The organism is Pontibacter fetidus, assembly GCF_010119545.1.
GTDB classification, from domain to species: domain Bacteria; phylum Bacteroidota; class Bacteroidia; order Cytophagales; family Hymenobacteraceae; genus Pontibacter; species Pontibacter fetidus.
In genome coordinates this window covers 89,013-112,934 of sequence record NZ_JAAEAA010000010.1, presented here as the reverse complement: position 1 = coordinate 112,934, position 23,922 = coordinate 89,013, and the positions used below count along the sequence as shown (strand labels likewise).

The 23,922-nt window shown below is 44.9% G+C and carries 25 protein-coding genes and 4 tRNA genes; 11 read left to right on the top strand and 18 right to left on the bottom strand.

Features of this window, described 5'->3' with window-relative positions:
• Nucleotides 1–37: 37 nt before the first annotated feature.
• The 12 genes from rplL to GWO68_RS09435 form a co-directional block, all read right to left on the bottom strand.
• Nucleotides 38–418: a 50S ribosomal protein L7/L12 gene (rplL, locus tag GWO68_RS09490; RefSeq protein ID WP_162346201.1), complete on the bottom strand. Its 381-nt coding sequence runs from the start codon at nucleotides 416–418 to the stop codon at nucleotides 38–40.
• A 45-nt stretch (nucleotides 419–463) separates the two neighbouring features.
• Entirely contained in the window at nucleotides 464–988 is a 525-nt protein-coding gene (gene rplJ, locus GWO68_RS09485) for a 50S ribosomal protein L10 (RefSeq protein WP_162346200.1), read from the bottom strand.
• A gap of 4 nt (nucleotides 989–992) precedes the next feature.
• Nucleotides 993–1,685 carry a 50S ribosomal protein L1 gene (gene rplA / locus GWO68_RS09480; protein ID WP_162346199.1) on the bottom strand — a complete coding sequence of 231 codons (693 nt, stop codon included), beginning with the start codon at nucleotides 1,683–1,685 and terminating at the stop codon, nucleotides 993–995.
• Between the two features lie 16 nt (nucleotides 1,686–1,701).
• Nucleotides 1,702–2,145 (bottom strand): 50S ribosomal protein L11, encoded by a 444-nt coding sequence (gene rplK / locus GWO68_RS09475; RefSeq protein WP_162346198.1) that lies wholly within the window; start codon nucleotides 2,143–2,145, stop codon nucleotides 1,702–1,704.
• A 10-nt stretch (nucleotides 2,146–2,155) separates the two neighbouring features.
• The gene (nusG, locus tag GWO68_RS09470; RefSeq protein ID WP_162346197.1) at nucleotides 2,156–2,713 is read right to left on the bottom strand and encodes a transcription termination/antitermination protein NusG; all 558 of its coding nucleotides are present in this window, start codon (nucleotides 2,711–2,713) and stop codon (nucleotides 2,156–2,158) included.
• Nucleotides 2,714–2,722: 9 nt separating this feature from the next.
• A complete protein-coding gene (gene secE / locus GWO68_RS09465; protein ID WP_162346196.1) occupies nucleotides 2,723–2,914 on the bottom strand; it encodes a preprotein translocase subunit SecE in 192 nt (63 codons plus the stop codon).
• 29 nt (nucleotides 2,915–2,943) lie between these two features.
• Nucleotides 2,944–3,016: transfer RNA gene (locus GWO68_RS09460), tRNA-Trp, on the bottom strand.
• Between the two features lie 107 nt (nucleotides 3,017–3,123).
• Complete coding sequence (gene tuf, locus GWO68_RS09455) at nucleotides 3,124–4,311, bottom strand: elongation factor Tu (protein ID WP_162346195.1); 1,188 nt, start codon at nucleotides 4,309–4,311, stop codon at nucleotides 3,124–3,126.
• 68 nt (nucleotides 4,312–4,379) lie between these two features.
• Nucleotides 4,380–4,451: transfer RNA gene (locus GWO68_RS09450), tRNA-Thr, on the bottom strand.
• A gap of 100 nt (nucleotides 4,452–4,551) precedes the next feature.
• Nucleotides 4,552–4,624 (bottom strand) — tRNA-Gly (locus GWO68_RS09445).
• Nucleotides 4,625–4,702: 78 nt separating this feature from the next.
• A tRNA-Tyr gene (locus GWO68_RS09440) sits at nucleotides 4,703–4,786 on the bottom strand.
• Nucleotides 4,787–4,929: 143 nt separating this feature from the next.
• Nucleotides 4,930–7,473, bottom strand: coding sequence for a M1 family aminopeptidase (locus GWO68_RS09435; protein ID WP_162346194.1), 2,544 nt, complete (start codon nucleotides 7,471–7,473; stop codon nucleotides 4,930–4,932).
• 85 nt (nucleotides 7,474–7,558) lie between these two features.
• On the opposite strand from GWO68_RS09435, the gene GWO68_RS09430 reads away from it, so the two are divergent.
• From GWO68_RS09430 to GWO68_RS09415, 4 genes are all read left to right on the top strand, one after another.
• Nucleotides 7,559–8,056 carry a biotin/lipoyl-containing protein gene (locus tag GWO68_RS09430; protein ID WP_162346193.1) on the top strand — a complete coding sequence of 166 codons (498 nt, stop codon included), beginning with the start codon at nucleotides 7,559–7,561 and terminating at the stop codon, nucleotides 8,054–8,056.
• Nucleotides 8,057–8,139: 83 nt separating this feature from the next.
• Nucleotides 8,140–8,859 carry a UMP kinase gene (gene pyrH, locus GWO68_RS09425; RefSeq protein ID WP_162346192.1) on the top strand — a complete coding sequence of 240 codons (720 nt, stop codon included), beginning with the start codon at nucleotides 8,140–8,142 and terminating at the stop codon, nucleotides 8,857–8,859.
• Between the two features lie 91 nt (nucleotides 8,860–8,950).
• The gene (frr, locus tag GWO68_RS09420) at nucleotides 8,951–9,514 is read left to right on the top strand and encodes a ribosome recycling factor (RefSeq protein WP_162346191.1); all 564 of its coding nucleotides are present in this window, start codon (nucleotides 8,951–8,953) and stop codon (nucleotides 9,512–9,514) included.
• 151 nt (nucleotides 9,515–9,665) lie between these two features.
• Nucleotides 9,666–9,935 carry a hypothetical protein gene (locus GWO68_RS09415; protein WP_162346190.1) on the top strand — a complete coding sequence of 90 codons (270 nt, stop codon included), beginning with the start codon at nucleotides 9,666–9,668 and terminating at the stop codon, nucleotides 9,933–9,935.
• A gap of 139 nt (nucleotides 9,936–10,074) precedes the next feature.
• On the opposite strand, the gene nadD is transcribed toward GWO68_RS09415, so the two are convergent.
• From nadD to GWO68_RS09395, 4 genes are read right to left on the bottom strand one after another with little or no spacing between them, the layout of a single operon-like run.
• Nucleotides 10,075–10,647, bottom strand: a complete 573-nt coding sequence (gene nadD, locus GWO68_RS09410) for a nicotinate (nicotinamide) nucleotide adenylyltransferase (protein WP_162346189.1) — start codon at nucleotides 10,645–10,647, stop codon at nucleotides 10,075–10,077.
• A complete protein-coding gene (gene gmk / locus GWO68_RS09405; protein ID WP_162346188.1) occupies nucleotides 10,644–11,228 on the bottom strand; it encodes a guanylate kinase in 585 nt (194 codons plus the stop codon). The genes nadD and gmk overlap by 4 nt, the downstream gene beginning before the upstream one ends.
• Before the next feature lie 8 nt (nucleotides 11,229–11,236).
• Nucleotides 11,237–11,518 carry an anti-sigma factor family protein gene (locus GWO68_RS09400; protein WP_162346187.1) on the bottom strand — a complete coding sequence of 94 codons (282 nt, stop codon included), beginning with the start codon at nucleotides 11,516–11,518 and terminating at the stop codon, nucleotides 11,237–11,239.
• Nucleotides 11,519–11,543: 25 nt separating this feature from the next.
• Entirely contained in the window at nucleotides 11,544–12,137 is a 594-nt protein-coding gene (locus tag GWO68_RS09395; protein WP_162346186.1) for a sigma-70 family RNA polymerase sigma factor, read from the bottom strand.
• Nucleotides 12,138–12,446: 309 nt separating this feature from the next.
• Here GWO68_RS09395 and GWO68_RS09390 point away from each other — a divergent pair, with 309 nt between their 5' ends.
• The 3 genes from GWO68_RS09390 (at nucleotide 12,447) to GWO68_RS09380 (ending at nucleotide 17,447) form a co-directional block, all read left to right on the top strand.
• The gene (locus GWO68_RS09390) at nucleotides 12,447–13,547 is read left to right on the top strand and encodes a glycosyltransferase family 4 protein (RefSeq protein WP_162346185.1); all 1,101 of its coding nucleotides are present in this window, start codon (nucleotides 12,447–12,449) and stop codon (nucleotides 13,545–13,547) included.
• Between the two features lie 136 nt (nucleotides 13,548–13,683).
• Complete coding sequence (locus GWO68_RS09385) at nucleotides 13,684–16,656, top strand: ligand-binding sensor domain-containing protein (protein WP_162346184.1); 2,973 nt, start codon at nucleotides 13,684–13,686, stop codon at nucleotides 16,654–16,656.
• Nucleotides 16,657–16,685: 29 nt separating this feature from the next.
• The gene (locus GWO68_RS09380; protein ID WP_162346183.1) at nucleotides 16,686–17,447 is read left to right on the top strand and encodes a LytTR family transcriptional regulator DNA-binding domain-containing protein; all 762 of its coding nucleotides are present in this window, start codon (nucleotides 16,686–16,688) and stop codon (nucleotides 17,445–17,447) included.
• Nucleotides 17,448–17,536: 89 nt separating this feature from the next.
• On the opposite strand, the gene ahcY is transcribed toward GWO68_RS09380, so the two are convergent.
• Both ahcY and GWO68_RS09370 read right to left on the bottom strand, forming a co-directional pair.
• Nucleotides 17,537–18,844: an adenosylhomocysteinase gene (gene ahcY, locus GWO68_RS09375; RefSeq protein WP_162346245.1), complete on the bottom strand. Its 1,308-nt coding sequence runs from the start codon at nucleotides 18,842–18,844 to the stop codon at nucleotides 17,537–17,539.
• Between the two features lie 152 nt (nucleotides 18,845–18,996).
• The gene (locus tag GWO68_RS09370; protein WP_162346182.1) at nucleotides 18,997–19,728 is read right to left on the bottom strand and encodes a DUF4397 domain-containing protein; all 732 of its coding nucleotides are present in this window, start codon (nucleotides 19,726–19,728) and stop codon (nucleotides 18,997–18,999) included.
• Between the two features lie 174 nt (nucleotides 19,729–19,902).
• Here GWO68_RS09370 and GWO68_RS09365 point away from each other — a divergent pair, with 174 nt between their 5' ends.
• From GWO68_RS09365 to GWO68_RS09350, 4 genes are all read left to right on the top strand, one after another.
• The gene (locus tag GWO68_RS09365) at nucleotides 19,903–21,087 is read left to right on the top strand and encodes a THUMP-like domain-containing protein (protein ID WP_162346181.1); all 1,185 of its coding nucleotides are present in this window, start codon (nucleotides 19,903–19,905) and stop codon (nucleotides 21,085–21,087) included.
• A 300-nt stretch (nucleotides 21,088–21,387) separates the two neighbouring features.
• Nucleotides 21,388–21,786 carry a hypothetical protein gene (locus GWO68_RS09360; protein ID WP_162346180.1) on the top strand — a complete coding sequence of 133 codons (399 nt, stop codon included), beginning with the start codon at nucleotides 21,388–21,390 and terminating at the stop codon, nucleotides 21,784–21,786.
• Between the two features lie 86 nt (nucleotides 21,787–21,872).
• The gene (locus GWO68_RS09355; RefSeq protein WP_162346179.1) at nucleotides 21,873–22,064 is read left to right on the top strand and encodes a hypothetical protein; all 192 of its coding nucleotides are present in this window, start codon (nucleotides 21,873–21,875) and stop codon (nucleotides 22,062–22,064) included.
• A 292-nt stretch (nucleotides 22,065–22,356) separates the two neighbouring features.
• Entirely contained in the window at nucleotides 22,357–23,922 is a 1,566-nt protein-coding gene (locus GWO68_RS09350; RefSeq protein ID WP_162346178.1) for a glycosyltransferase family 39 protein, read from the top strand.

Here is a 23,922-nt window from a genome sequence, read left to right as displayed (position 1 = left end):
CAGGTCTACCTGTTCTCGATATGTTGATAAAGTGAGATTATTTGATCTCCACTTCAGCACCAGCTTCTTCTAAAGCTTTCTTCAGTGATTCTGCTTCGTCTTTAGCTACACCTTCTTTAAGAGGCTTCGGAGCAGCATCAACTACTTCTTTAGCTTCTTTCAGGCCAAGACCTGTAAGTTCTTTAACAAGTTTAACAACTGCTAGTTTAGATGCACCTGCTGATTTAAGGATTACGTCAAAAGAAGTTTTTTCTTCTGCAGCAGCTCCACCTTCAGCAGCACCACCACCAGCAACCATTACTGGAGCAGCAGCAGCTGGCTCGATACCGTATTCGTCCTTAAGGATTGTAGCTAGTTCGTTAACTTCTTTCACAGTTAAGTTTACTAACTGCTCAGCGAATGCTTTTAAATCTGCCATTTTTATTGAAATTAAAAGTTACTTATTGATTACGTTTTTAAAAAATTATTCTTTTTCAGATAGAGTTTTAAGAATTCCGGCAAGTTTGTTACCACCACCCTGAAGGCCAGAAATAACATTCTTAGCAGGAGACTGAAGTAATGCAATTACATCAGCGATCAGCTCAAACTTAGACTTGATTGTTGATAATGTATCTAGCTGGTTTTCGCCAACATAAATACCGCTATCAATAAAGGCACCCTTTAAAAGTGGAAGCGTGTGACCTTTTTTCCTAAAGTCTTTGATAAGCTTTGCCGGAGCATTGCCTGACTCAGTAGAAAACAGGATACCTGAAGAACCTTTTAATACTTCTGCAAGTGCAGATGTATCAGCGTCCAAAGTATCTAAAGCTTTCTTAATTAATGTGTTCTTGTAAACTTTGTATTCCAGGCCTCTATCGAAAGCCATTCTCCTGAATTGGTTGATACTTGCAACTGTCATAGTAGAAGCATCAGTGATATAGAAATAGCTAGTGTTTGCTAACTTTTCGCTCAGGTCTTGTACAATTATCTCTTTTTCTTCCCTGGTCATTTTCTTAGATAGTTGCGTTCTTATCAACAATTACGGCCGGGCTCATTGTGCTAGACAATGTTATGCTCTTTATGTAAGTTCCTTTCGCTGAAGATGGCTTCAGACGGTTGAGTGTAGCAATTACTTCTGCAGCGTTTGCAGCGATCTGCTCTGGTGTGAAAGACACTTTACCAACACTTGTGTGAATGATACCAGTCTTGTCAACTTTGAAGTCGATCTTACCTGCTTTTACTTCTTTTACAGCTTTCGCTACATCCTGAGTAACTGTGCCAGACTTAGGGTTTGGCATCAGGTTACGAGGACCTAATACTCTACCTAAACGACCAACTTTAGCCATTACAGCAGGCATAGTGATAATCACATCCACATCTGTCCAGCCTTTTTCGATCTTCTGAATATAGTCATCAAGACCTACAAAATCAGCACCTGCATCTTTCGCTTCCTGCTCTTTGTCAGGTGTTACTAGTGCCAGCACTCTAACCTCTTTACCAGTACCATGCGGAAGGGTAACTATACCACGTACCATCTGGTCTGCCTTGCGAGGGTCAACTCCTAAGCGTACATCTATATCAACAGAAGCATCAAACTTTGTAAAAGTGATATCTTTTACAACTGAGGCTGCATCTGTCAAAGAATACTCTTTTGTTAGGTCAGCCTTAGCTAAGGCCGCTTTCCTATTTTTTGATATCTTCGCCATTATCCTCTAACTGTTATTATTCTTTCCACGGAGCAGTACCAGAAACTGTAATACCCATGCTTCTCGCTGTACCTGCTACCATTCTCATGGCAGACTCCAGTTTGAATGCATTCAGATCAGGCATTTTCAATTCTGCGATCTCCTTTACCTGGTCCCAAGTAACTGAACCTACTTTGTTACGGTTTGGCTCTTTTGAACCTCCCTTAATTTTAGCAGCATCCATTAACAATACAGGAGCAGGTGGCGTCTTAACAACGAAGTCGAAGGACTTATCTGCGTACATTGTAATCAATACTGGTAACACCTGGCCTGGTTTATCCTGGGTTCTGGCATTAAACTGCTTACAGAATTCCATGATGTTTAGACCTTTAGAACCAAGTGCAGGTCCAACCGGTGGCGATGGATTCGCGGCACCTCCCTTTATCTGAAGTTTCAGATAACCTTTAATTTCCTTTGCCATTATTTATTTACTACGATTCTTTTTCTACTTGCATGTAATTCAGCTCAACTGGTGTATTTCTTCCGAATATTTTCACCATAACATTAAGCTTCTTACGCTCTTCAAACACCTCTTCCACAGTACCTGAGAAGCCGCTGAACGGACCATCCATTACTTTTACAGTTTCTCCAACTATAAATGGTGTATCCAGTATTTCAGCTTGCTCTTCGGCTTCGTCTACAGTACCCAGTATTCTGTTTACTTCTCCCGGACGAAGTGGAACTGGCTTTTTGCTTGCATCTCCTGTACCCGAACCAAGGAAACCAATAACACCTGGCGTACTGATAATCAGGTGTTCCGCCTCGCCGTGGCTTAGGTCAGCATTTACAAGTACATAACCAGGAAAGAAATTTCTTTCTCTGATTCTTTTTTTACCACCACGCATTTCATACACCTTCTCAGCAGGTATCAAAACTTGCGGCACATACTCACCCAGGTTGTGGCGTAATATCTCGTTTTCGAGATATGCTTTTGCTTTTTTCTCCTGCCCACTAACGGCGCGTACTACATACCATTTTAAATCAGCCATTGCTTCTTATTAAAACTGGTTGTAGAACCATGTTAGCGATGAATCAAAAACAAAGTCCATTGCACCTACTACTAGAGCAAAAACTAAAGAACCTATCAATACCAGCACAGAGCTATTCTGTAACTCTTTAAAGGTAGGCCAAGAGACTTTGTCTCTCATTTCTTCTACCGTTCCGTTTATGTAGTCTTTAACGTTGCTCATCGTATTAAATGCCTGAGTTATTAAACTTGCACGGGTGGAGAGACTCGAACTCCCAGCCAATGGTTTTGGAGACCACTACTCTACCAATTGAGCTACACCCGTAAAAAAATGCACTTCATTATTGAAATGGAGTGCAAATTTATTCAATTGTTTTTTAAAAACAAACCCGTTCCCAATTTTATTATCAGGAACGGGCTGCTTAAGTATAATTAGTCTAAGATCTCAGTTACCTGACCGGCACCTACTGTTCTACCACCCTCACGGATAGCGAAACGAAGACCTTTTTCCATTGCTACTTTGTTGATCAACTTCACAGTGATCGTGATGTTGTCACCTGGCATAACCATTTCTACACCTTCTGGAAGGATGATCTCGCCAGTAACGTCTGTTGTTCTGAAGTAGAACTGTGGACGGTATTTGTTAAAGAATGGCGTGTGACGTCCACCTTCTTCTTTAGAAAGAACGTAAACCTCAGCTTTGAACTCCATGTGAGGCTTAACTGAACCTGGCTTACAGATAACCATACCACGACGGATATCAGTTTTCTCAATACCACGAAGAAGTAGACCTACGTTGTCACCAGCTTCACCTCTGTCAAGGATCTTACGGAACATCTCAACACCAGTAACTACTGATTTCAAGTTTTCAGCACCCATACCCAGGATCTCAACTGGCTCACCAGAGTTGATTACACCACGCTCGATACGGCCTGTTGCTACAGTACCACGACCAGTGATTGAGAACACGTCCTCAACTGGCATTAGGAATGGAAGGTCAACAAGACGAGCAGGAATTGGAATCCAGCTATCAACTGCATCCATTAACTCCTCGATAGTTTTTACCCACTTCTCATCACCGTTCAAGCCACCAAGAGCTGAACCCTGAATTACCGGGATGTTATCGCCATCGAAATCATAGAAAGAAAGTAGTTCACGGATTTCCATCTCAACAAGCTCAAGAAGCTCTGGATCGTCTACCATGTCCACTTTGTTCATGAACACTACAAGCTGAGGAACACCTACCTGACGAGCAAGAAGGATGTGCTCACGAGTTTGTGGCATTGGACCATCAGTTGCAGCAACCACAAGGATAGCGCCGTCCATCTGAGCAGCACCAGTAACCATGTTCTTCACGTAGTCAGCGTGACCTGGGCAGTCAACGTGTGCATAGTGACGGTTCTCAGTAGCGTATTCTACGTGTGACGTATTGATAGTAATACCTCTTTCTTTTTCTTCAGGAGCGTTATCAATTGAAGAGAAGTCGCGTAGTGCAGCCAGACCTTTTTTAGCCAATACTGTAGTAATGGCAGCAGTCAAAGTTGTCTTGCCGTGGTCAACGTGACCGATTGTACCGATGTTTACGTGCGGTTTGGAGCGGTCAAATGTTTCTTTAGCCATTGTATGATATAAAATTAAGGTTAAAACGTTTAAGTTTAAGTTGTGCTCTTTAACACGAACAGACTTAGAGCCAACGATGGGAATTGAACCCACGACCCCTTCCTTACCAAGGAAGTACTCTACCCCTGAGCTACGTCGGCTTTTACACTTTCCTAAATCTTAAGTTATACTAAAAAGGAAATCCATATACATGAAATTCCTTCCTGCAAAAACCCGTAAGATTTAAAATCTGTTCTATTGAGCGGGAGACGAGGGTCGAACTCGCGGCCTATAGCTTGGAAGGCTATCGCTCTACCAACTGAGCTACTCCCGCTTTAAAACTTTAAATGATTGAATAAGTGAAGGAGCAAACAAAATTACGTTCCATTCATTTACTCAATCATTCAGTTTGTGGGGAGAGCAGGATTCGAACCTGCGAAGTCATTACAACAACGGAGTTACAGTCCGTCCCATTTGGCCGCTCTGGAATCTCCCCAAACGCTAAAATTAATCAGCTTTTCTCCTTAAAACTTTTGCGCCAGATGCGCTGTTCGTTCTAAGGAGATGCAAAATTAAGCGCTTTTTTATTACAGTCAAATAATCATTCAAAAATAATTCAAAAAATTTGATGCTTCTATTTTACAATGCCTGTTTATACATCTCTATCAGGCGTTTATCTTTTTCAGCAGCTTTAATTTTTTCTAATCTTTCTTTCACCTCCGGCTTGTCCGACATCACCATTAAGGCCTGGAAGGCTGCCATGCGCACATAATACAGGTTATTATTTTGTGCTATATCAGTTAACAAGTCTATAGTTTCAGGGGTGTTTGTGCTGTTATTGCTTGCCAGGTATGCCCCGAAGCTTTGCAATATGTAATACTTGCCGCTGCTTTTGCTTGTCTTTATCTTATCAACAAACCAGTTATACTTTTCGGGTCCGCCCTGCAAGGCATAGAAAGAAGATAATGCTATAGTTACTTCTTCGTTATCCTCTTTCTCAAACTTACTTAACTTCTGCTTGGCATCTTCAGCTCCGGTGCCAGCATACGCAATTATACCTGCAGCCACTACCTGGTAAGAGCTGTCTTTCAGGGCTACATCATATATGCTTTTATACTTATCCGTTCCCCAGCCTGCCAGTGTAAGTATAGCATCCGCTTTTACCGAGCCTTTCTTATCTTGTCTGGCCATTTGCTCGACCTGCGCAACTATAGCCGGGTTGGCATCGGGCTTTACATCTGCCAGCGCATTCAAAGCTATACTCCGGATAAACCAGAAATCATCTTTCAGCGCATCCTGTATCACCTTTAGTTCTGCTGTCGGGTTCTCGCCTAGTTTGCTTAGCGCCTCATACTTTGCCAGCATCTGCTTGCTGTTGTAAAACTGATAGCGTAGTTCTTCTGCTGATTTTTCATGCTCTATTACGCCCAACAGTTGCTGATCACCATCAAATAGAACCAGTTGTGGCTGTGCTGCTACCGGAATGGAAAACGTCTGCGAAGCTTTTGTGATCTCGATTGGGTGTTCTGTTCTTTTACCACCAGTCCAGACTGCTACTTTAAGTGGTAAGCGGTAAACAGGCATATAGGTCGTGTCCTGCAACTGTTGTACCTGTATGCTGAGTTGGCCATTCTGGTAGGTATGTGCTACTTTAAGTTCCGGATGACCAGGCTTCATAAACCATTGGTCAAAGAACCACATCAGGTCCTCGCCGGTCACTTCTTCAAAAGCCATTCGCAGTTCCGCTACTTCTACATCTGTAAATTTATTCTGCGTCAGGTAACGGTTAAGGGAAGTGAAGAAAGCTTCGTCGCCGATATACTTGCGGAGCATATGCAGTACGCGGCCACCCTTGGCATACGAGTGACTGTCAAACATATCTTCCCTATCACCATAACGATAACGGATAAGCGGCTCCCGTTTGGTTTGTGCTTCCTCCAGGTACTGGCTCATTTCATTCATTTGCGCGTAAGCTGCTTCGTCGGCGCCAAACTTATGTTCTGCCCACAGGTACTCGCTATAGTTTGCAAAAGACTCGTTTAACGGCAGGTTGGCCCACGACTCTGTGGTTACATAATCGCCGAACCACTGATGAAAGAGCTCGTGTGCGATGATGTTGTCCCAGTTCTTATCCAGCAGTTCGCGCTCATTCAGTTGCAGGTCTTCCATAAAAGTGGAGGCGGATGTATTTTCCATTGCACCGGACACAAAATCGCGCACTACCACCTGCGAGTACTTTGCCCACGGGTAGTTTACACCTAACTTTTTAGAGAAAAACTCCATCATTTCCGGAGTATTACCGAAGATCTTTTTGGCTGTACCTTTATAAGCTGGCTCTACATAATAGTTAACCTCCAGATTACGCCATTTGTCTTTTATCACGGCAAACTCCCCTATGGCCATCATAGCCAGATATGGGGCATGCGGCAGCTCCTGTTTCCAATGCTCGGTTTTGGTGCCATCTGCGTTCTGGCGCGAAGACATAAATGTACCGTTAGAGAGCGTGGTGTATTTCTTATCGACGTTGATGTAGATGTCCTGCGTCATGCGCTCGTTAGGTGCATCTATAGTTGGAAACCAGGCAGAGCTTGCTTCGGTCTCCCCTTGTGTCCATATTTGGGTTGGCTTATTGGGATCCTGGCGGAGTGGGTTTATAAAGTATATGCCTTTGTTTTCTGTGATGGCATCGCTTCCTTCGGAGGTCAGTTCGTTAGGCTTCGCGGTATAGTCTATCTCAATGGTATACTTGTCGTCGCGGGTATAAGTCTTTCCTAAATCTATCGTTAACTTTTGTCCATCATAAGTATACTTCAGCGGTGTGCCGTCATACCCTTTCATCAGGTTTATACTATGGATATCAAAGCCTTTCGCGTCCAGCACTAATGTTTTCTGCGGGTAAAAGTATGGCTTTAAGGTAAGCTCGGCTATTCCATTTAGCTGCTGTTTCTGCCAGTCGAAGCTGACGCGCAGGGTAGTGTGCAGCAGGTCATGTTCTTTGGTCCGGGATGGATTGAAGGCATGTTGCTTGGGTGCCCAGACAGGCACATCGCCTTTTGCCGTAGCAGCCTGATTAGTGCTTTTGTTATTTTTTGAGGCGTTGGTTGCTTCTTTATGGGTAGCGCAGCCGCCTGCAAATGCCATTGCCGTTGCCAGGCCAACTATGCTCAGAAAGCGATGATTCATGATGGGATGTTTTATTTTTGACTTCAATTTCTAAAATTACTCTGAGAATTCAACTATCTTTAGGCTCCAAAACCAGAAATAAGAGATGCTGCAGGTAAAAACCGCTAACGACAAAACATGGCAGGTTGACATACAAAAAGATGCTATTCTTCTCAACGAAACTCCTTTCAACTGGGATATCACACCAATAGGCGCCAACACCTACCACATTATTCACAACTATAAATCTTATACTGCAGAGCTGGTACAGGCCGATTATCAGGCTAAAGCTTTCACGTTTAAGATAAACGGAACTACCCATACGGTAAGCGTTAAGGACCAGTTCGACCTGTTGCTGGATAAGCTGGGTATGAGTAATGCCAATGCCCAGAAAGTGAATGATGTAAAGGCGCCGATGCCCGGACTTATACTTGAGATTAAAGTACAACCAGGCCAGGAAGTAAAAAAAGGTGACCCGATCATGATACTGGAGGCGATGAAAATGGAGAACATCCTGAAGTCGCCGGGTGATGGTGTGGTAAAAGAGATAAAGGTAGCCGTAAAGCAGAACGTAGAAAAGAACCAGGTTCTGATCTTATTTTAATTTTTTTGTGTTGCCAACCGGGCAGCACGTCTGCCGCCCGAAACACAGTAGAAAGTATCCATAAACTATACAAACTATAGATCGTGAAGTATAAGAGAATTTTGTTAAAGCTAAGCGGTGAGGCGCTAATGGGTGAGCAGCAATACGGTATCGACTCTGAGCGGTTGATGCAGTATGCGCAGGAAATTAAAGAGGTAGCAGCGCTGGGTGTAGAAGTGGCAGTAGTTATCGGGGGTGGTAACATTTTCAGGGGCGTGCAAGCCGAAGAAGTTGGGCTGGACCGCGTACAAGGCGACTACATGGGTATGCTGGCTACTGTTATTAACAGCATGGCTTTACAAAGTGCTTTAGAAAAATTAGGTGTTTATACACGTTTGCTTTCCGGGCTTAACATACAGCAGGTGTGCGAACCTTACATACGCCGCCGTGCAGTGCGCCACTTAGAGAAAGGCCGCGTGGTAATTTTCGGTGCCGGTACCGGTAACCCATACTTCACAACCGACTCTGCGGCTAGCTTACGCGCTATTGAAGTAGAGGCTGAGGTAGTTTTAAAAGGAACACGCGTAGACGGCATTTATTCTGCCGATCCGGAGAAAGACCCGAATGCTATTTTCTACTCTGACATTTCGTTTAAAGATGTGTTTGAGAAAGGCCTGAACGTAATGGACATGACGGCTTTCACGCTTTGCAAGGAAAACGACCTGCCTATTATTGTATTTGATATGAACACGGCAGGTAACCTGAAGCGCATTGTGCAGGGCGATAAAATTGGTACTCTGGTTTCGATGGACGAGGCGGTGTAACCAGGCCAAAAGTATAAAGTGATAAAATTTAGTATTTTTGCAACCACAACGATTAACTATAGTTTAACAAGAATCTTAAGCTACAATTGATATGACGGAAGAAATTCAGTTTTACCTCAGCGAAGCAGAGGAGTCTATGCAGAAAGCAGTACAGCACACTGGCGCAGAATTAACAAAGATCAGAGCCGGCAAAGCATCTCCTGCTATGGTAGAACACCTGAAAGTTGATTATTATGGAACGCCAACTCCACTTACGCAGGTTGCAAATGTTGCCACTCCGGATGCACGTACCATTCTTATCAAGCCTTGGGAAAAGAACATGCTGGGCGAGATCAACAAATCTATTAAGAACAGCGACCTTGGCCTTAACCCGCAGCAGGAAGCCGATGCTATTCGCCTTAACATTCCGGCACTTACAGAAGAACGCCGTCGCGAACTGGTAAAACAGGTTAAAAACGATACAGAGTCTGGTAAAGTAGCTATCCGCAACATCCGTAAAGACGTGAACGACTCGCTGCGCAAACTGCAGAAAGAAGGCACTTCAGAAGATGCTGTGCGTGACGCAGAAACCAGAGTACAGAAAATGACGGATGCTTATATCGTGAAAATTGATGAACTGCTTACCAAAAAAGAAGCAGAGATTATGACGATCTAAGTATAGCTCAACTATAATTTTAAAGGCCCCGCTGTGTCAAACAGCGGGGCCTTTTGTTTTGCCTACTTATGCGTACAACTGCTGTTAAACTGCAATTTCAACTACTGCATCCTAAACCCGTAAACAGGTGTAAACTATAACTCTTATAACTATGGAAAGATTTTATACAAAAGCACTTGCAGGTTTACTGATACTTGTGTTCCCGTTTATAGTTGGCTGTTCCATTATTGGTGGCAATAGCTACTCCAGCGACCCCAACATACGCAAGCAACAGGAAGAAATAGAACGCCTTGAATCAGAGCACAAAGACCTGAAGCGTTTAGCAGATGAGGCCATTCAGCGGGAGAAAGCGGCCAAGGCCAGGTTAAAAGCTGCTGAGCACGAACTAAAAGCCATGAAATCGCAGTTGGATGCCAATTAAAGCGACACTGTGTTTTGAATTGCTAAAGACAACTATAGTTTTTGCTTTTAGAAAACGAAAGCAAGCATCGAAGTAGAGAAAGCTAGTATAGTTAAAAAGCCTGTCACTTTACGTAACAGGCTTTTTAACTATAGTTTACTTACTGGTACAGCTTATGGACCTTGATGTATGCAATCACCTCGTCGGGCACCATGTACTTTATGCTTTTCTCTTCCCGGATACACTGCCTGATAAACGTAGCTGAAATATCCAGAATAGGTGCTTTCACAAACTTCATGTTCGGATAAGTAGCTATTTCTTCCAGCACAGAACCGGAGCGCGGGTACACATATACCTGATGATATTCCAGGATGCGCTCGTAGTTCTTCCACTTCGGAAACAAGGCCAGGTTATCCTCCCCCATGATCAGCACAAACTCATAACTCGGATACTTCTCCTGCAAATAGGTAAGCGTATCTATCGTATAGCTTGGCTTGGGCATACTGAACTCGATGTTCGATACACCCAGATTCGGATTATCTGCAATAGCCAGTGTTACCATGTGTAGCCTGTCGAACTCGTGCAGCAGCGTATTGCTAGGCTTAAACGGGTTTTGCGGCGACACTACCAACCAAACCGTATCCAAGTCGGTGTTGGTGGCCATGTAGTTGGCAAGAATCAGGTGGCCGGTATGGATCGGGTTAAAAGAACCAAACAGTAGCCCTACCTTCATACTATGGCCGGCTCTGACTTCAGGAAATCGTTTACCAGTTTTTCGGCTTTGGCGCAGGCAGCTTCCAGGTTGTCATTCACTACCACCTCGTCAAACTGATCTTCAAAGCCCATCTCAAATTTAGCTTTAAAAACGCGACTGCTGATACTTGATGCCGAATCGGTGTTGCGGGCTTGTAAACGGTTGGCCAGTTCCTCAATAGAAGGTGGCTTTACGAAAACGGCAAGTGCTCTTTCTTTGTAAAAATGCTTTATACTTAATCCTCCTTTAACGTCTACATCCAGTATGGCGTGTTTGCCACTTTGCCAGATGCGCTCTATTTCTGATTTAAGTGTGCCATAAAAGGCGCCTTCGTATACTTCTTCCCACTCCACAAATTCATCATTACCAATCCGTTTCTTAAAATCTTCCGGGGTGATAAAATAATAGTCTTTTCCGTTTACTTCGGTGCGGCCACGCTTGTCGCGGGTGCAGGCAGATATGGAGAAGCCTAGATTTGGGTTTACGCTAAGCAGGTGCTTTACAATGGTGGTTTTACCGGCACCGGAGGGCGCCGAGAAGATAATGATCTTTCCTTGCATCAGGGTGTTTAAATTGTTTCCTGTATTTTGGCTTTAATGGTCAGTGCCAGGCTCTCGGGCACTATAACACGCTTGAGGTGACCACTAATAAGGCTTTTAAGGAGTTTTTGCTTCTGATGGTTCTCGAAGCAGCTCACGCATTCTTCAAGATGGCTATTAAAGAAGCTTTGCTCTTCTGCAGACGCTTCCCCGTCTACAACTGAGTCCAGCAGGTCTGCCACTTGCCCACACGCTCCATCCTTCTCATCGGCAGGTTCTTTCTGATACATTTCCGTAAATTTCGATTCCATCTTAACTCAACTCTTAAGTATTTTACTAACTGTTATAACCCATAGTTTTAGCGTATTTTTCTAGTTTCTCTTTCAAGGAGTTTCGCGCGCGGTGCAACCTGGATCGTACAGTACCAATCGGGATGTCCAGGATCTTGGCCATTTCCTCGTAGGTAAACCCTTCCAGGTCACAAAGTATAATCACAGTTCTGAAGTCTACGGGCAGGGTATTTAAAGCACTGGCCACTTCATCTCCTATCAGGTCCTGCACACTTTCGGAGCGCATGTCGGTTGTTGTGGCCACGCCATTATCCCCTTCTACGTCTTCGGTGTTATAGTACCCTTCTACTTCGCTATAGTCTACCTTAGCGGGTTGCTTGCTCTTTTTCCGGAACTCGTTAATAAATGAGTTCTTCAGGATTCGGAACAGCCATGCTTTGGCATTAGTTCCTTGTTCAAAGTAGTCAAAGAAGCGGTATGCCTTTAAGTAGGTCTCCTGCACCAGGTCGTTCGCGTCGTCCTCGTCTAAGGTGAGTCTGTAGGCAAAGTTGTACAGAGGATCCAGCACGGGCAGTAACTCGGCCTCGAACCTGGCATCTTTTTCCTCTTTACTCAATTGTTTACCTGTTTGCTCGCTCATCTACGTATGGTTTATACTATCAGTAAAATCCCTCAATGGCGTATTATACGCAAATATAGGAATTTAAATTACATACCTCTCTTGCCACTTCAGGGTTGCACTATCTAAGCCATACTATCAGCAGGCAGGTATTTAACTGCCATATACGCATTTAACGTGCACATTGCTCATATTTTGGCCATACTTTTATACTATAGCACTTTATAATCTTTACTTCTGCTGCAGCCTGATGTTAAAAGCTATAGTTGTTTCTTGTACTTTTGCCAAACTGCTCCTAAAATTATACCTGGCAGTAAACTGTAAACAGGCATGCGTATACTTCAGTTGGTTTCGGAAAAGTCGTGGCGCGGTGGCGAACAACAGGTAGCTTACCTGCTGGAAGAATTGCGCCGCCTGGGCATAACCTGCCATGTGTGCTGCCGCAAAGGCTCTGCTTTCGAGGAGTATTGCAGGCAAAATGGCTTTCCGTATATCGCCCTCTCTTTCAATAAAATCTTCCCGATACCTACGGCGCTGCAGTTAAAAGATTACATTAACAAGCACCATATAGAACTTGTGCACATGCAGGCCAGCCATGCGCATACAATTGGTGTATTAGCGCACAAACTAGGAGCCAACTGCAAACTGGTACTTAGCAGGCGTGTCGAGTTCCCGATTGGGAGTAGCTTTCTATCGAAGTATAAATACAATTACCATGGCATAAAACGGATCATTTGTATCTCGGAAAGAGTGCGCGACGTACTGGCAAAAAGTATAAAAGACAGCAGCAAATGTGTTACTGTGTACAGTGGCATTAACCTCGATCGTTTTAAAGACCTGCCAACTATAAAAACAGATTATCTGCGCCGTACTTATAATATCCCGGCCAACAACCTGCTCATTGGCAATATCTCAGCGATAGATGTACACAAAGATTACTTTACCTTTCTGGAAACAGCAAAGCTCCTGAAAGAAAAAGGCGTAAAGGCTACCTATTTTGCTATTGGCACTGGTAAACTAGAGCAGGAAGTAAAAAAATATGCCACTGACCTTGGCCTGTGGGAGAATGTGGTGTTTACTGGGTTCCTGAAGAATGTACACCAGGTTATGCCGGAACTGGATATGTTTGTTTTTACAACTATAAAAGAGGGCCTGGGAACAACCGTGCTGGATGCATTCGCTAGCCGCGTGCCTGTTGTGGCCTCTGCTACGGGCGGCATACCCGAAATGGTAGAAGACGGCGTAACCGGTATGCTTGCCCCTGTTAAGCAACCAGCAATTTTTGCAGAAAAGGCGTTACAGCTTATAAACAACCCTGACTTAAGAAATGCTATAGTTGCAAATGCAAGCCAGCGGGTACGCAAATTTGCAAAAGAAGAAACAGCCCTGCATACACTTGCCATTTACAAGGATATACTATCTGTTCACTAATTTCCGGAAACCTTTTCTTAAACACCTACTTTTTCAGAACATCTCCGTAGTACAATAAACACTTGCAAAAGTTTAATTAATCTAACCTGGTTATAGTTGCCCTTTGGTACTTCTCCAGCTTTGCCGGATTTGTTGTATGCGCCTTATTTGTTTTTTGTGCTTCTGGGTGGTTACCGGAAATGCTGTACTCGCGCAGCAGTATAATTTCCGTAACTGGACTATAGCAGACGGGTTGCCGCAATCTAATGTTGTAGATATTATACAGGACCAGCGCATGCAACTATGGGTGGCCACACTCGGGGGCGTCAGTCGCTTCGATGGTAACACCTTCCATACGTACAACAAGCAACAGGGCCTGGCCAGCAATACCACCACCTGCCTTTTCCAGGATAGCCGCAACCGCATCTGGATAGGAAGTGCCGACAAAGGACTAACCCGATTTAACGGCGTCAGCTTTACTGTACTAAACACAAACCACGGTCTTCCGGCTGCAGCTATAACAAGTATAACCGAAGATAAGCTAGGTAAACTATGGGTAGCAACTGATTCGGGAATTTACGTCTGGAGTGGCAAAAAATTTAACAGGTCGCCTCACTTTCCGGCACAGCCCTACCAGGTTATCTTACCCGGTGCAGGTGGTGCTATGTGGGCCGGTAGCAAAAACAAAGGGCTTTATAGATTACAGCAAGATAAGCTCCAGCACTTCACCAGCGAAAGCTATAGTTTACCATCCAACAATGTTACAGTTATCTACGCCGAGCCTGGCACCGATAACGTATGGGTGGGCACCACAGAAGGGCCTGCTGTAGTTACTGACGACAAGGTAACTACACTCCCGTTACCACCTTCCGTTACCGATGCGGCTGTTTCAGATTTTGTAAAAGATGGGTATGGCAAAATGCTTATAGGCCTACAGCAGAGTGGTATTTTAAAGATCGACGGCGATGAAATAAAGCACCTGACCAAAGCAAATGGCCTAACCTCTTTGCATATTACATCGCTGTATGTAGATAAGGAGAATAACATCTGGATAGGAAATGAAGGCTATGGTTTGCAGCAATGCAAAGCGCAATGGTTTCTGCACTTTTTTGAACTGGGAGATATAAAAGACCCAAAAATTACGGCCCTGGCCCAGGATACCAAAGGACGCCTGTGGTTTGGCACCGATAACGGAGATGCCGCTTACATGCAGAATGGTAACCTGACCATGCTGGAAGCTAAAGTATGGCCGCCGGGCACCAACCTGTATGGTATGTGGGTAAAGTCAGAGAAGGATGTCTGGGTAAGTACAAGCCAGGGAATTTGGAACTTAGTGCCCGGCAAAGCCAATCATTATACTACCGCACAAGGGTTGCCCTCTGATGAAGTATATACTATAATTACTGATACACAGGGCAGGTTATGGGCTGCCACCTCTACAGGCGTAGCATACCTGCAGGGCAATACGTTTCATGCGGTACCGGTAGCGGGCAACTATAGTTTTACCAAGGCTTACCATCTTTTCCGGGATGGGCAGAACAGAATTTGGGTGGGTACCGATAACGGCATTTACCGGGTTAAAAATAATCGGTTAGAAAAAGTTAAGCTGCTAAAACAACCTTTCGCCGGAGTTATGTCTGTTGCTGCAGATAATAACGGGTGGCTATACTTTGGCGGCTACAACTATGGCCTGCTGGCTTACCACGAAAAAACCGGCAAAGCAAAATTGTTTACCTCTGCTAACGGCCTGCCCAACGAAGGTATAAAAACCCTTTACACCGACCGAAGCAACAACCTATGGGTGGGCACCAACAACAATGTGCTTAAAATAGACCTGCCTTACTTTCATCAGACCCAAAAGTTGAGGTTCAGATCCTATGGCGGCGAAAATGGTTTCAGTGGATTTGAGGTATCGAACAACGGTATTACCCAGACGCCTGATGGGAAAGTATGGTTTGGTACTACCCGAGGGCTAACCCAGTATAACCCCGAAATGGACCGCATCAATACAGCCTCGCCGGAGCTGATGCTCACGGATATTAGCCTGTTTATGCGCCCCACCAACTGGAAAAAACAAGGTTTTAAAACTGATCCGGCAACCGGGTTACCCGTTAACCTGCGCCTCCCTTTCAGAAAGAATCACATTACCTTCGATTTTCAGGGGATTAGCATGGCTGCACCTGCCGGGGTGAAGTACAAATACAAGCTAACCGGCCACGACCAGCAATGGTCCGAAACTACCGACCAGTCTTTTGCTACATACGCCAATTTAGAGCCGGGCACTTATACGTTTAAATTGAAAGCACAGAACAGCGATGGCTACTGGACCCAGAAACCGCTGGCTTATAAGTTCTCGGTTATACCGCCGGTATGGCGGCGCGAGTGGTTTATAGGCATTTTGCTTTTGCTGGCTACAGGTATAGTTATAAGTGTTGTACGGCTGCGTGAAAAGAGCCTTGTTAAAATGAATGCCCTGCTGGAGATGCGTGTAAATCACCGGACCCGGATGCTGGAGCGCAAACACCGCGAAAAAGAACTGCTGCTGCAGGAAGTACACCACCGCGTAAAAAATAACCTCCAGATCGTGATCAGTTTGCTTAACCTGCAGGCCCGCCATATACAAGACCCGGCCACCAAAGAAGTTATGCAGGCCATACGCAGCCGGGTACGGTCTATGGCGTTGCTGCACGAGCGCCTTTACCGCCATAACAACCTTGAGCACATTAACCTGGAAGAATATTTCAGGGAGATATGCGAAAGCCTGTATGCCGCCTATGGCGTGTCAGAAGAAAACGTAACCCTATACCTCAAAATTCCTGATGTAACTATAGACCTGGATTCGGCAATAACACTTGGGTTAATTGTGAACGAACTTATCTCTAACTCGTTAAAATATGCATTTCAGGATGCTGCCACCGGCAAGCTAGGGATAGAACTCCACCAACTGGAAAATGACCATTACCAGCTGATGGTATGGGATAATGGCATTGGCGCTGCTGAAGGGCTTAACCAACAAAAATCTTTCGGTTTACAACTTGTGGCCTCGTTAACTAAAAAGCTTGGCGGGGAGATTAAATATGAAAATAACAATGGCACTAAATTTATATTATATTTTGTTTTGCCATCATAAATTAAAAAATCACGTATGTACCTAATGCTATGACTAAACCTAAAATTCTCATATCAGAAGACGAAGTAATAATTGCAGAGGATATTGCTGCATGCCTGGAGGACATGGGGTACGAGACGTGTGCCATAGATACAGGAGAAGATACGATTGATATGATTCGGGAAACCCAACCCGACCTTGTATTGCTGGACATTAACTTAAAAGGCAATTCGGATGGCGTGGATATTGGCTCCCGCATCAAAGAAGAGTTTAACATACCTTTTATTTACTTGACAGCCTATGCCGACAAATCTACGATAGACCGCGCTAAGAAAACCGAACCAGACGGGTTCCTGGTAAAGCCTTTCGACGAAAAAAGCCTGCGCTCTACCATCGAAATAGCTTTATACAAGCACGACCACCTGAAGCTGAATGGCAACGGAAACGGGCATAGCAAAGCCACCCCGGACGATGCTGTGCAAAAAGAACCGGAGACTTCGCAGGATTACATCTTTGTTAAAGTAAAGCACCGCATTATTAAAGTAATGTACAGCGACATACTTTGGGTAGAAGCCTATGACAATTATTCTTTTATTGTAACTTCTGATCAGAAATACCTGGTAAGCTCTACGTTAAAGGATATGGAACACAAGCTGCCATCGCATAATTTTGTGCGTGTGCACCGCTCCTACATCGCCAACCTGGATAAGGTAGAAGCCCTGGAAGAAAATGCTGTTTTGTTCAGTAAAGGCGAAATACCAATCGGCAAGTCTTACAAAAAAACGCTGATGTCGCGGTTTAACATACTATAGCTATAGTTACTAACTATAGTTGCTGCTAAAAACAAAGGCCGGTGCATTGCTGCACCGGCCTTTTATAGTTTCAAGGGCAAAGCCTATACTTAGTATCTATAGTATTCCGGCTTAAACGGACCTTCTACTTCCACACCAATGTAGGCAGCCTGGTCAGGCGTAAGTTCATCCAGCTCCACACCAATTTTACCTAGGTGCAGACGGGCTACTTTCTCATCCAGGTGCTTAGGCAACGTATATACTTTATTTTCATACGCCTCTGCGTTTGTCCAAAGCTCCAGCTGCGCCAGTGTCTGGTTGGAGAAAGAGTTAGACATTACAAACGACGGGTGACCTGTAGCACAACCAAGGTTTACAAGGCGGCCTTCAGCCAATATAATCACATCCTTACCTTCGATGTTGTAGATATCTACCTGCGGCTTTATTTCGTCTTTTGTGTGACCGTAAGCACCGTTTAACCACGCCATGTCGATCTCGTTGTCGAAGTGGCCGATGTTACAAACGATAGCCTTATCTTTTAATGAACGGAAATGCTCTTCTGTGATAATGTCTTTGTTACCGGTTGCCGTAACTACAATGTCAGCTTCTTTAATAGCATCAGCCATTCTTTTAACAGCAAAGCCATCCATAGCAGCCTGCAGCGCACAGATCGGGTCGATCTCGGTAACTATAACACGGGCACCCGCACCACGAAGCGAAGCAGCAGAACCTTTACCAACGTCACCGTAACCAGCAACTACAGCAACTTTACCAGCCATCATCACATCTGTAGCACGACGGATCGCGTCTACCAACGACTCTTTACAGCCATACTTGTTATCGAACTTAGATTTTGTAACCGAGTCGTTTACGTTAATGGCAGGCATAGTAAGTGTTCCGTTCTTCATGCGCTCATACAGGCGGTGCACACCGGTAGTAGTTTCTTCTGAAAGGCCTTTGATGCCCGGAGCCAACTGCGGATAAACATCCAGCACCATGTTGGTCAGGTCACCACCATCGTCCAGGATCATGTTCAGTGGCTTGCGGTCTTCACCGAAGAAAAGGGTCTGCTCAATACACCAGTCAAATTCTTCGGCAGTCATACCTTTCCAGGCGTAAACCGAGATACCGGCAGCAGCAATAGCAGCAGCGGCGTGGTCCTGGGTAGAGAAAATATTGCATGATGACCAGGTAACTTCAGCACCCAGTTCAACAAGCGTTTCGATCAGCACAGCTGTCTGGATCGTCATGTGCAAACAACCGGCAATGCGGGCTCCGGCAAGTGGCTTGCTTGGGCCATACTCCTCACGGATGGCCATCAGGCCTGGCATCTCAGCTTCAGCCAGTTTTATCTCTTTGCGGCCCCACTCAGCCAGCGAAATGTCTTTTACTTTGTACTTCAGGAATGTATCAACCATTTTATCTATTTTTTCAGATGAAAACTCAAAAATACGGATTTTGTTACGCAACATCAATAATTTGTTAACTATAACAGGTACAGCCAACTATAACTGCATAAAAAACGCCTGCTGTGGGGCAGGCGTTTTAAAGTTAACAAACCAATATCGTGCTATTTTGGCGAAACGTTAGTAATGATCTCAGCACCAAGTGTATTGGCATTGCCTTCGCGCGGTGTAGCAAAACCTTTCGCATAAATAGTATAAATACCACCACTCACCAGCGACACGTTAGCTACTTTAAGAGCCTCAGCACCACCATCAGAAACCAGCACACGCAGGTTATACACGCCAGTTGGCACTTCCTTAAACTCCGTAGCTTCCCGGAACATCACATCATCAAACAAAATGGCCTCGTCTGTAGAGGTAGCAGCAGTTGCTGCAATGTCTACCATGGGCGCATCCGGAGACAGGTGTATGAAACGCACTTTTGCAGTACCATTAGCCGGGGCTGCCAGGTCATCTTCTACTACCAGTGGCTCAATATCATCATCTGCCAATGACCCTGTAGCAAAAATGCTATAGTTCATATCTTTGGTAAAGGTTAACATGCCGTTTATAACGGAAGTCTGTGTACCGGCTGCGTTTACTTTTATGTTTCGCTCGCCGGCCTCCACTGCCAGGTAACCTGTATTAGACGGGTAATTGAGAGCCGATGTGTTTACTTTTTTGTCATCAACCAGCAGGTCTACGCCCGGTGCATCAGGCGATGCGTGCACAACCATTACTTTTGCTTCGCCCATCGAGCTTGGTGGCAGGTCATCGTCTCCGTCTTCGTCGCAGCTTACTAGCATTGCCGCTGGCAGTATGGCCAGCAACATTAATTTCATCCAATTCTTCTTCATAGCGTAATTCGTTTAAGTAATAATTTAATATCCACAACCATATAACTTGATTGCGAAAATTTTGTTTAATCTTTTTTAAAAAAAGTTTAACAAATTATAAACAGGCACCGCACAGATTAATACACTATTTTTGCTGCACAGTCTGAAGATAACGCCCGAAAACCTGGCTGCAGTATGCGTATTTATACAGAAACCGAAAAACAGTTTATAGTTGAGCACCTGCACGAGCAGCCTGCTGCACTTATGCTGCAAGCCCGCCGTTATCCCCAGCTGCCAGTTGCCGAACTGGTGCAACAAATACAGGCGCGCCAGAAAGCTATGACTAAACTCCCGCGTTGGGCTGCAAACCCGGAGTTACGTTTTCCGGCAAATATTTCGGTAGAGCAGAGCTCGTCGGAGGCTACGGCAGCTTTTAAAGCAACTTTAGTTAGCGGTAACTTATTGGCAGACCTGACAGGCGGTTTTGGTGCCGACAGCTACTACTTTTCGAAAAGCTTTGAGAAGGTGGTACACGTGGAACAAAACCAGGAATTGTCTGAGATCGCAAACTATAACTTTGGGGTATTGGGTGCGGCAAACATACAAGCTATAGCTACCACGGCTGCGCAATTTTTAGACAGCTTTACCGGCCACGCCGATGTGTTTTACCTTGACCCCGCCCGCCGTGGTGACCGCTCCGAAAAACTGCACCTGTTACAGGACTGCGAACCCGACATTTTAAACTTACTGCCGATATTGCTGCAAAAAGCTGATAAAGTGTTGCTGAAAGCTTCACCGATGCTGGACATTGACCTGGCTATAGCGCAGTTGGGGAAAGTGGCTAAGGTGTGGGTAGTAGCCGTGCAGAACGAGTGTAAAGAGGTTTTGTACCTGTTGCAGCAAAACCCGCCGGCCCAGATAGTCCGCGAGGCTATTAATATAAAAGCCGATGGAAGTATAAGCACTTTTACTTTTACAAGCGAGCACGAGCAAACTATAAACCCGCCTTACTCCGATCCGCTGGATTTTGTGTATGAGCCAAACGCCGCTATATTAAAAGCCGGTGCTTACAAAAGTTTAACACAACACTATAATGTAAGCAAACTGCACCCTAACAGCCACCTGTATACTTCAGCTATAGTTGTGTCTGACTTTCCGGGGAGGATATTCAGGTGTGTGGGCACAAGCCGTTACAACAAAAAAGAGCTGCTGGCCAGGTTACCTCATAAGCAGGCCAATATCACGGTGCGCAACTTCCCCGATACGGTGGCCAGCATCCGCAAGAAGACCGGTATCCGCGAAGGCGGAAATTTATACCTGTTCTTTACAACAGACATGCATCAGAAGCCGCTTGTGGTATACTGCGAAAAGCTAACCTAGTTTTTTTACACTTATTTTGCTACCAGTTCCAGGGTAATAAAAGCTGCTCTTCCTTAATTTGTGCAGCTATAGTTTAGCCAGATAACAGTGCTATTTTACCCCCGAAGTAGTTACATTTCAATTACATACATCTTTTGTTATAGTTTTATACCCCTATATACACATCTGATAAACTATAGCGGTTAAGTACAACCTCGATCTCCCGGCCAATCTGTATAAAAGCTTAACTGCCTGGAATTTGCCTCGTAAAACAAGATGCAACCCGGAAACGGGAGTATGTTTTACCTAAATTTAAAAGCTATGAAACGCAATAATTCGAGCAATCAGTCTCAAAACAAATCAGGTTCAAATAATAATAATAACTCGCGTAATATGAGTGCTTCCTCATCATCCGGTAGCAGCATGTCATCACAGGGCGGCTCATCCAGCTCCGGACAAGGACGCGGCTGGCACGGCGACTCGCAGGGACATGCCAAAGCAGGAAGCCAAAGCCATAAAAACTCTTCGTCATCTTCTACCAGCAACCTGAATGCATCACGCGGAGGCAGTTCACAGTCTCAGGGCAGAAGCAGCAACCAGGGTGAGGGCAAAGGCTGGCATGGAGACCCACAAGGGCATTCAAAAGCAGGTAGCCAGGGTGGTAGAAATAACAGTGTATCTTCTTCATCCGGATCATCAGACAGATCTGGCAACCGCTAACAGACTATAGCTAAAAACAGGTAAATGGCTCCGGAATGCACCGGGGCCATTTATAGTTTATAAGCAACAACGTAAACCTGAACGCCATGAAAAACAAACAGAACCGTACGATGCAGGACGGTAAAAGCAAACCGGGACCTGCTAACCAAAGCAACGAAAAAGATATCTCAAACAGCCTGGAGAAGGATGCAATTGGTAACCGCGGCGCAAACAACTACACGCCCATGAACCAGACCGATAACGAACTAGGTACTGAAAAGCGCAGAAACAACCGTTAAGCAAATAAAAAGCAACATATGGAGAGCAGTTATAGCCAAACTATAGCTGCTTTTTTTATGCCTATAGTTCTGATTTATAGTTTATATTTACTTTTATTAATATTAAGATATGAAAAGAGAAAACTTAAATACAGGGTTACTTTTAATCTGTGCGGTTCTGTTAGCTGTCTGCACTTATGGTATTCTCACACGACCTACTTTACAAGAGATAGACCAAAGAATCATGTATTGGAATCAGCATTACGGCGCCCATTTTTCAGAAACTATAAAACAGGGTAAATAAGACTAACCTATGCTCAGCCAACGCAATTCCCTTTTACTTAACTCACTTGTACTTGCCTGTTTTATACTCCTGAAGTTTGTGTTGCAATATGTTTTGGTTGATGCAAGCTATGACCTGCACCGCGACGAATTTCTGCACTTAGACCAGGCCAACCATCTGGCAGCAGGGTATGTATCGGTGCCGCCCTTTACGGCTTTTGTGGCGTGGGTTATACAGGCGTTGGGCAACAATTACTTTTGGGTGCGTTTCTTTCCGGCGTTGTTCGGAGCGTTAACTATAGCTACCGTTTGGCTTATAGTTGATGAACTGAAAGGCGGGCTTTATGCGAAAATATTGGGAGCTACAGCTATACTACTGTCGGCGATGCTGCGGATCAATATGCTGTTTCAGCCCAACTCCTTCGATGTACTTTGCTGGACGCTGACTTTCTACCTTTTTATCCGGTTTGCAAACTCGCAGCAAAACAAATGGCTGTACTGGCTGGGTGCGGTTATCGGCTTGGGTTTCCTGAACAAGTATACCATTCTGTTTCTGGTGGCAGGACTGGCCGTGGCCGTGTTGCTTTCGCCGTACCGCAAATTACTGACCCAACCTAAACTGTATGTAGCGGCCCTTATTGCCTTGGTTATTGCTTCGCCCAACATCATCTGGCAGGTGCAGCACAACTTTCCTGTTATCTGGCACATGCAGGAACTGAAAGCGACCCAACTGGTAAACGTAAAGCCCTCCGATTTTTTAAAAGACCAGTTTATCTTCTTCATCGGGTCGGTATTTTTGCTTATTGCAGCGCTGGTGGCTTTTGTAGTGTATAAACCTTTCAGGCCGTACCGGTTTGTGGGTTGGTGTTATGTGCTGGTGCTATTGTTGTTTTTGCTGCTTAAAGCTAAAAGCTATTATGCCATTGGCCTGTACCCGGTGTTGCTGGCTTTTGGCAGCGTGTACTGGGAGCAGCTTTTCAGCAGCGGGTGGCGGCGCTACACCATGCCTTTCTGGGTGTTGGCAAGTATAGCAATTTTTATCCCGATCATTACAGTGGCGTTTCCGGTGCTAAGTCCCGACCAGATACATGCCAAAGCGGAAAAGTTTAAGGACCTGAACCTGCTGAAGTGGGAAGACGGCAAAGACCACCTCCTGCCCCAGGATTTTGCCGACATGCAAGGCTGGAAAGAACTGACAAACATCGCCAACGCAGCTTACCAAACTATACCCGAAACCAGCAAGCAGCACACCCTTATACTTTGCGACAACTATGGCCAGGCAGGCGCCATTAATTTCTACGGCAATAAAACCCTGCCACGCGCCGTGTCCTACAATGCCGATTACATTTACTGGTTCCCGGATTTACAGACTATAGAGTACATTATACTTATAAAAGAGGCCAACGAAGCTCCTTTGCAGGAAGCGGAGAAGAAGTACATCGGGAGTATAAAAAAGGTGGGGCGCATTGCTAACCCTTACGCCCGCGAGGTAGGCACCGCTGTGTATTTGCTAAGCGGTTTAAACCCCGTTGTGAAGAAAGCACTTTACCAAAGGCTAGCCGTTATGCAGCGCAAACCCTTCCCGGTTTCAGATTAA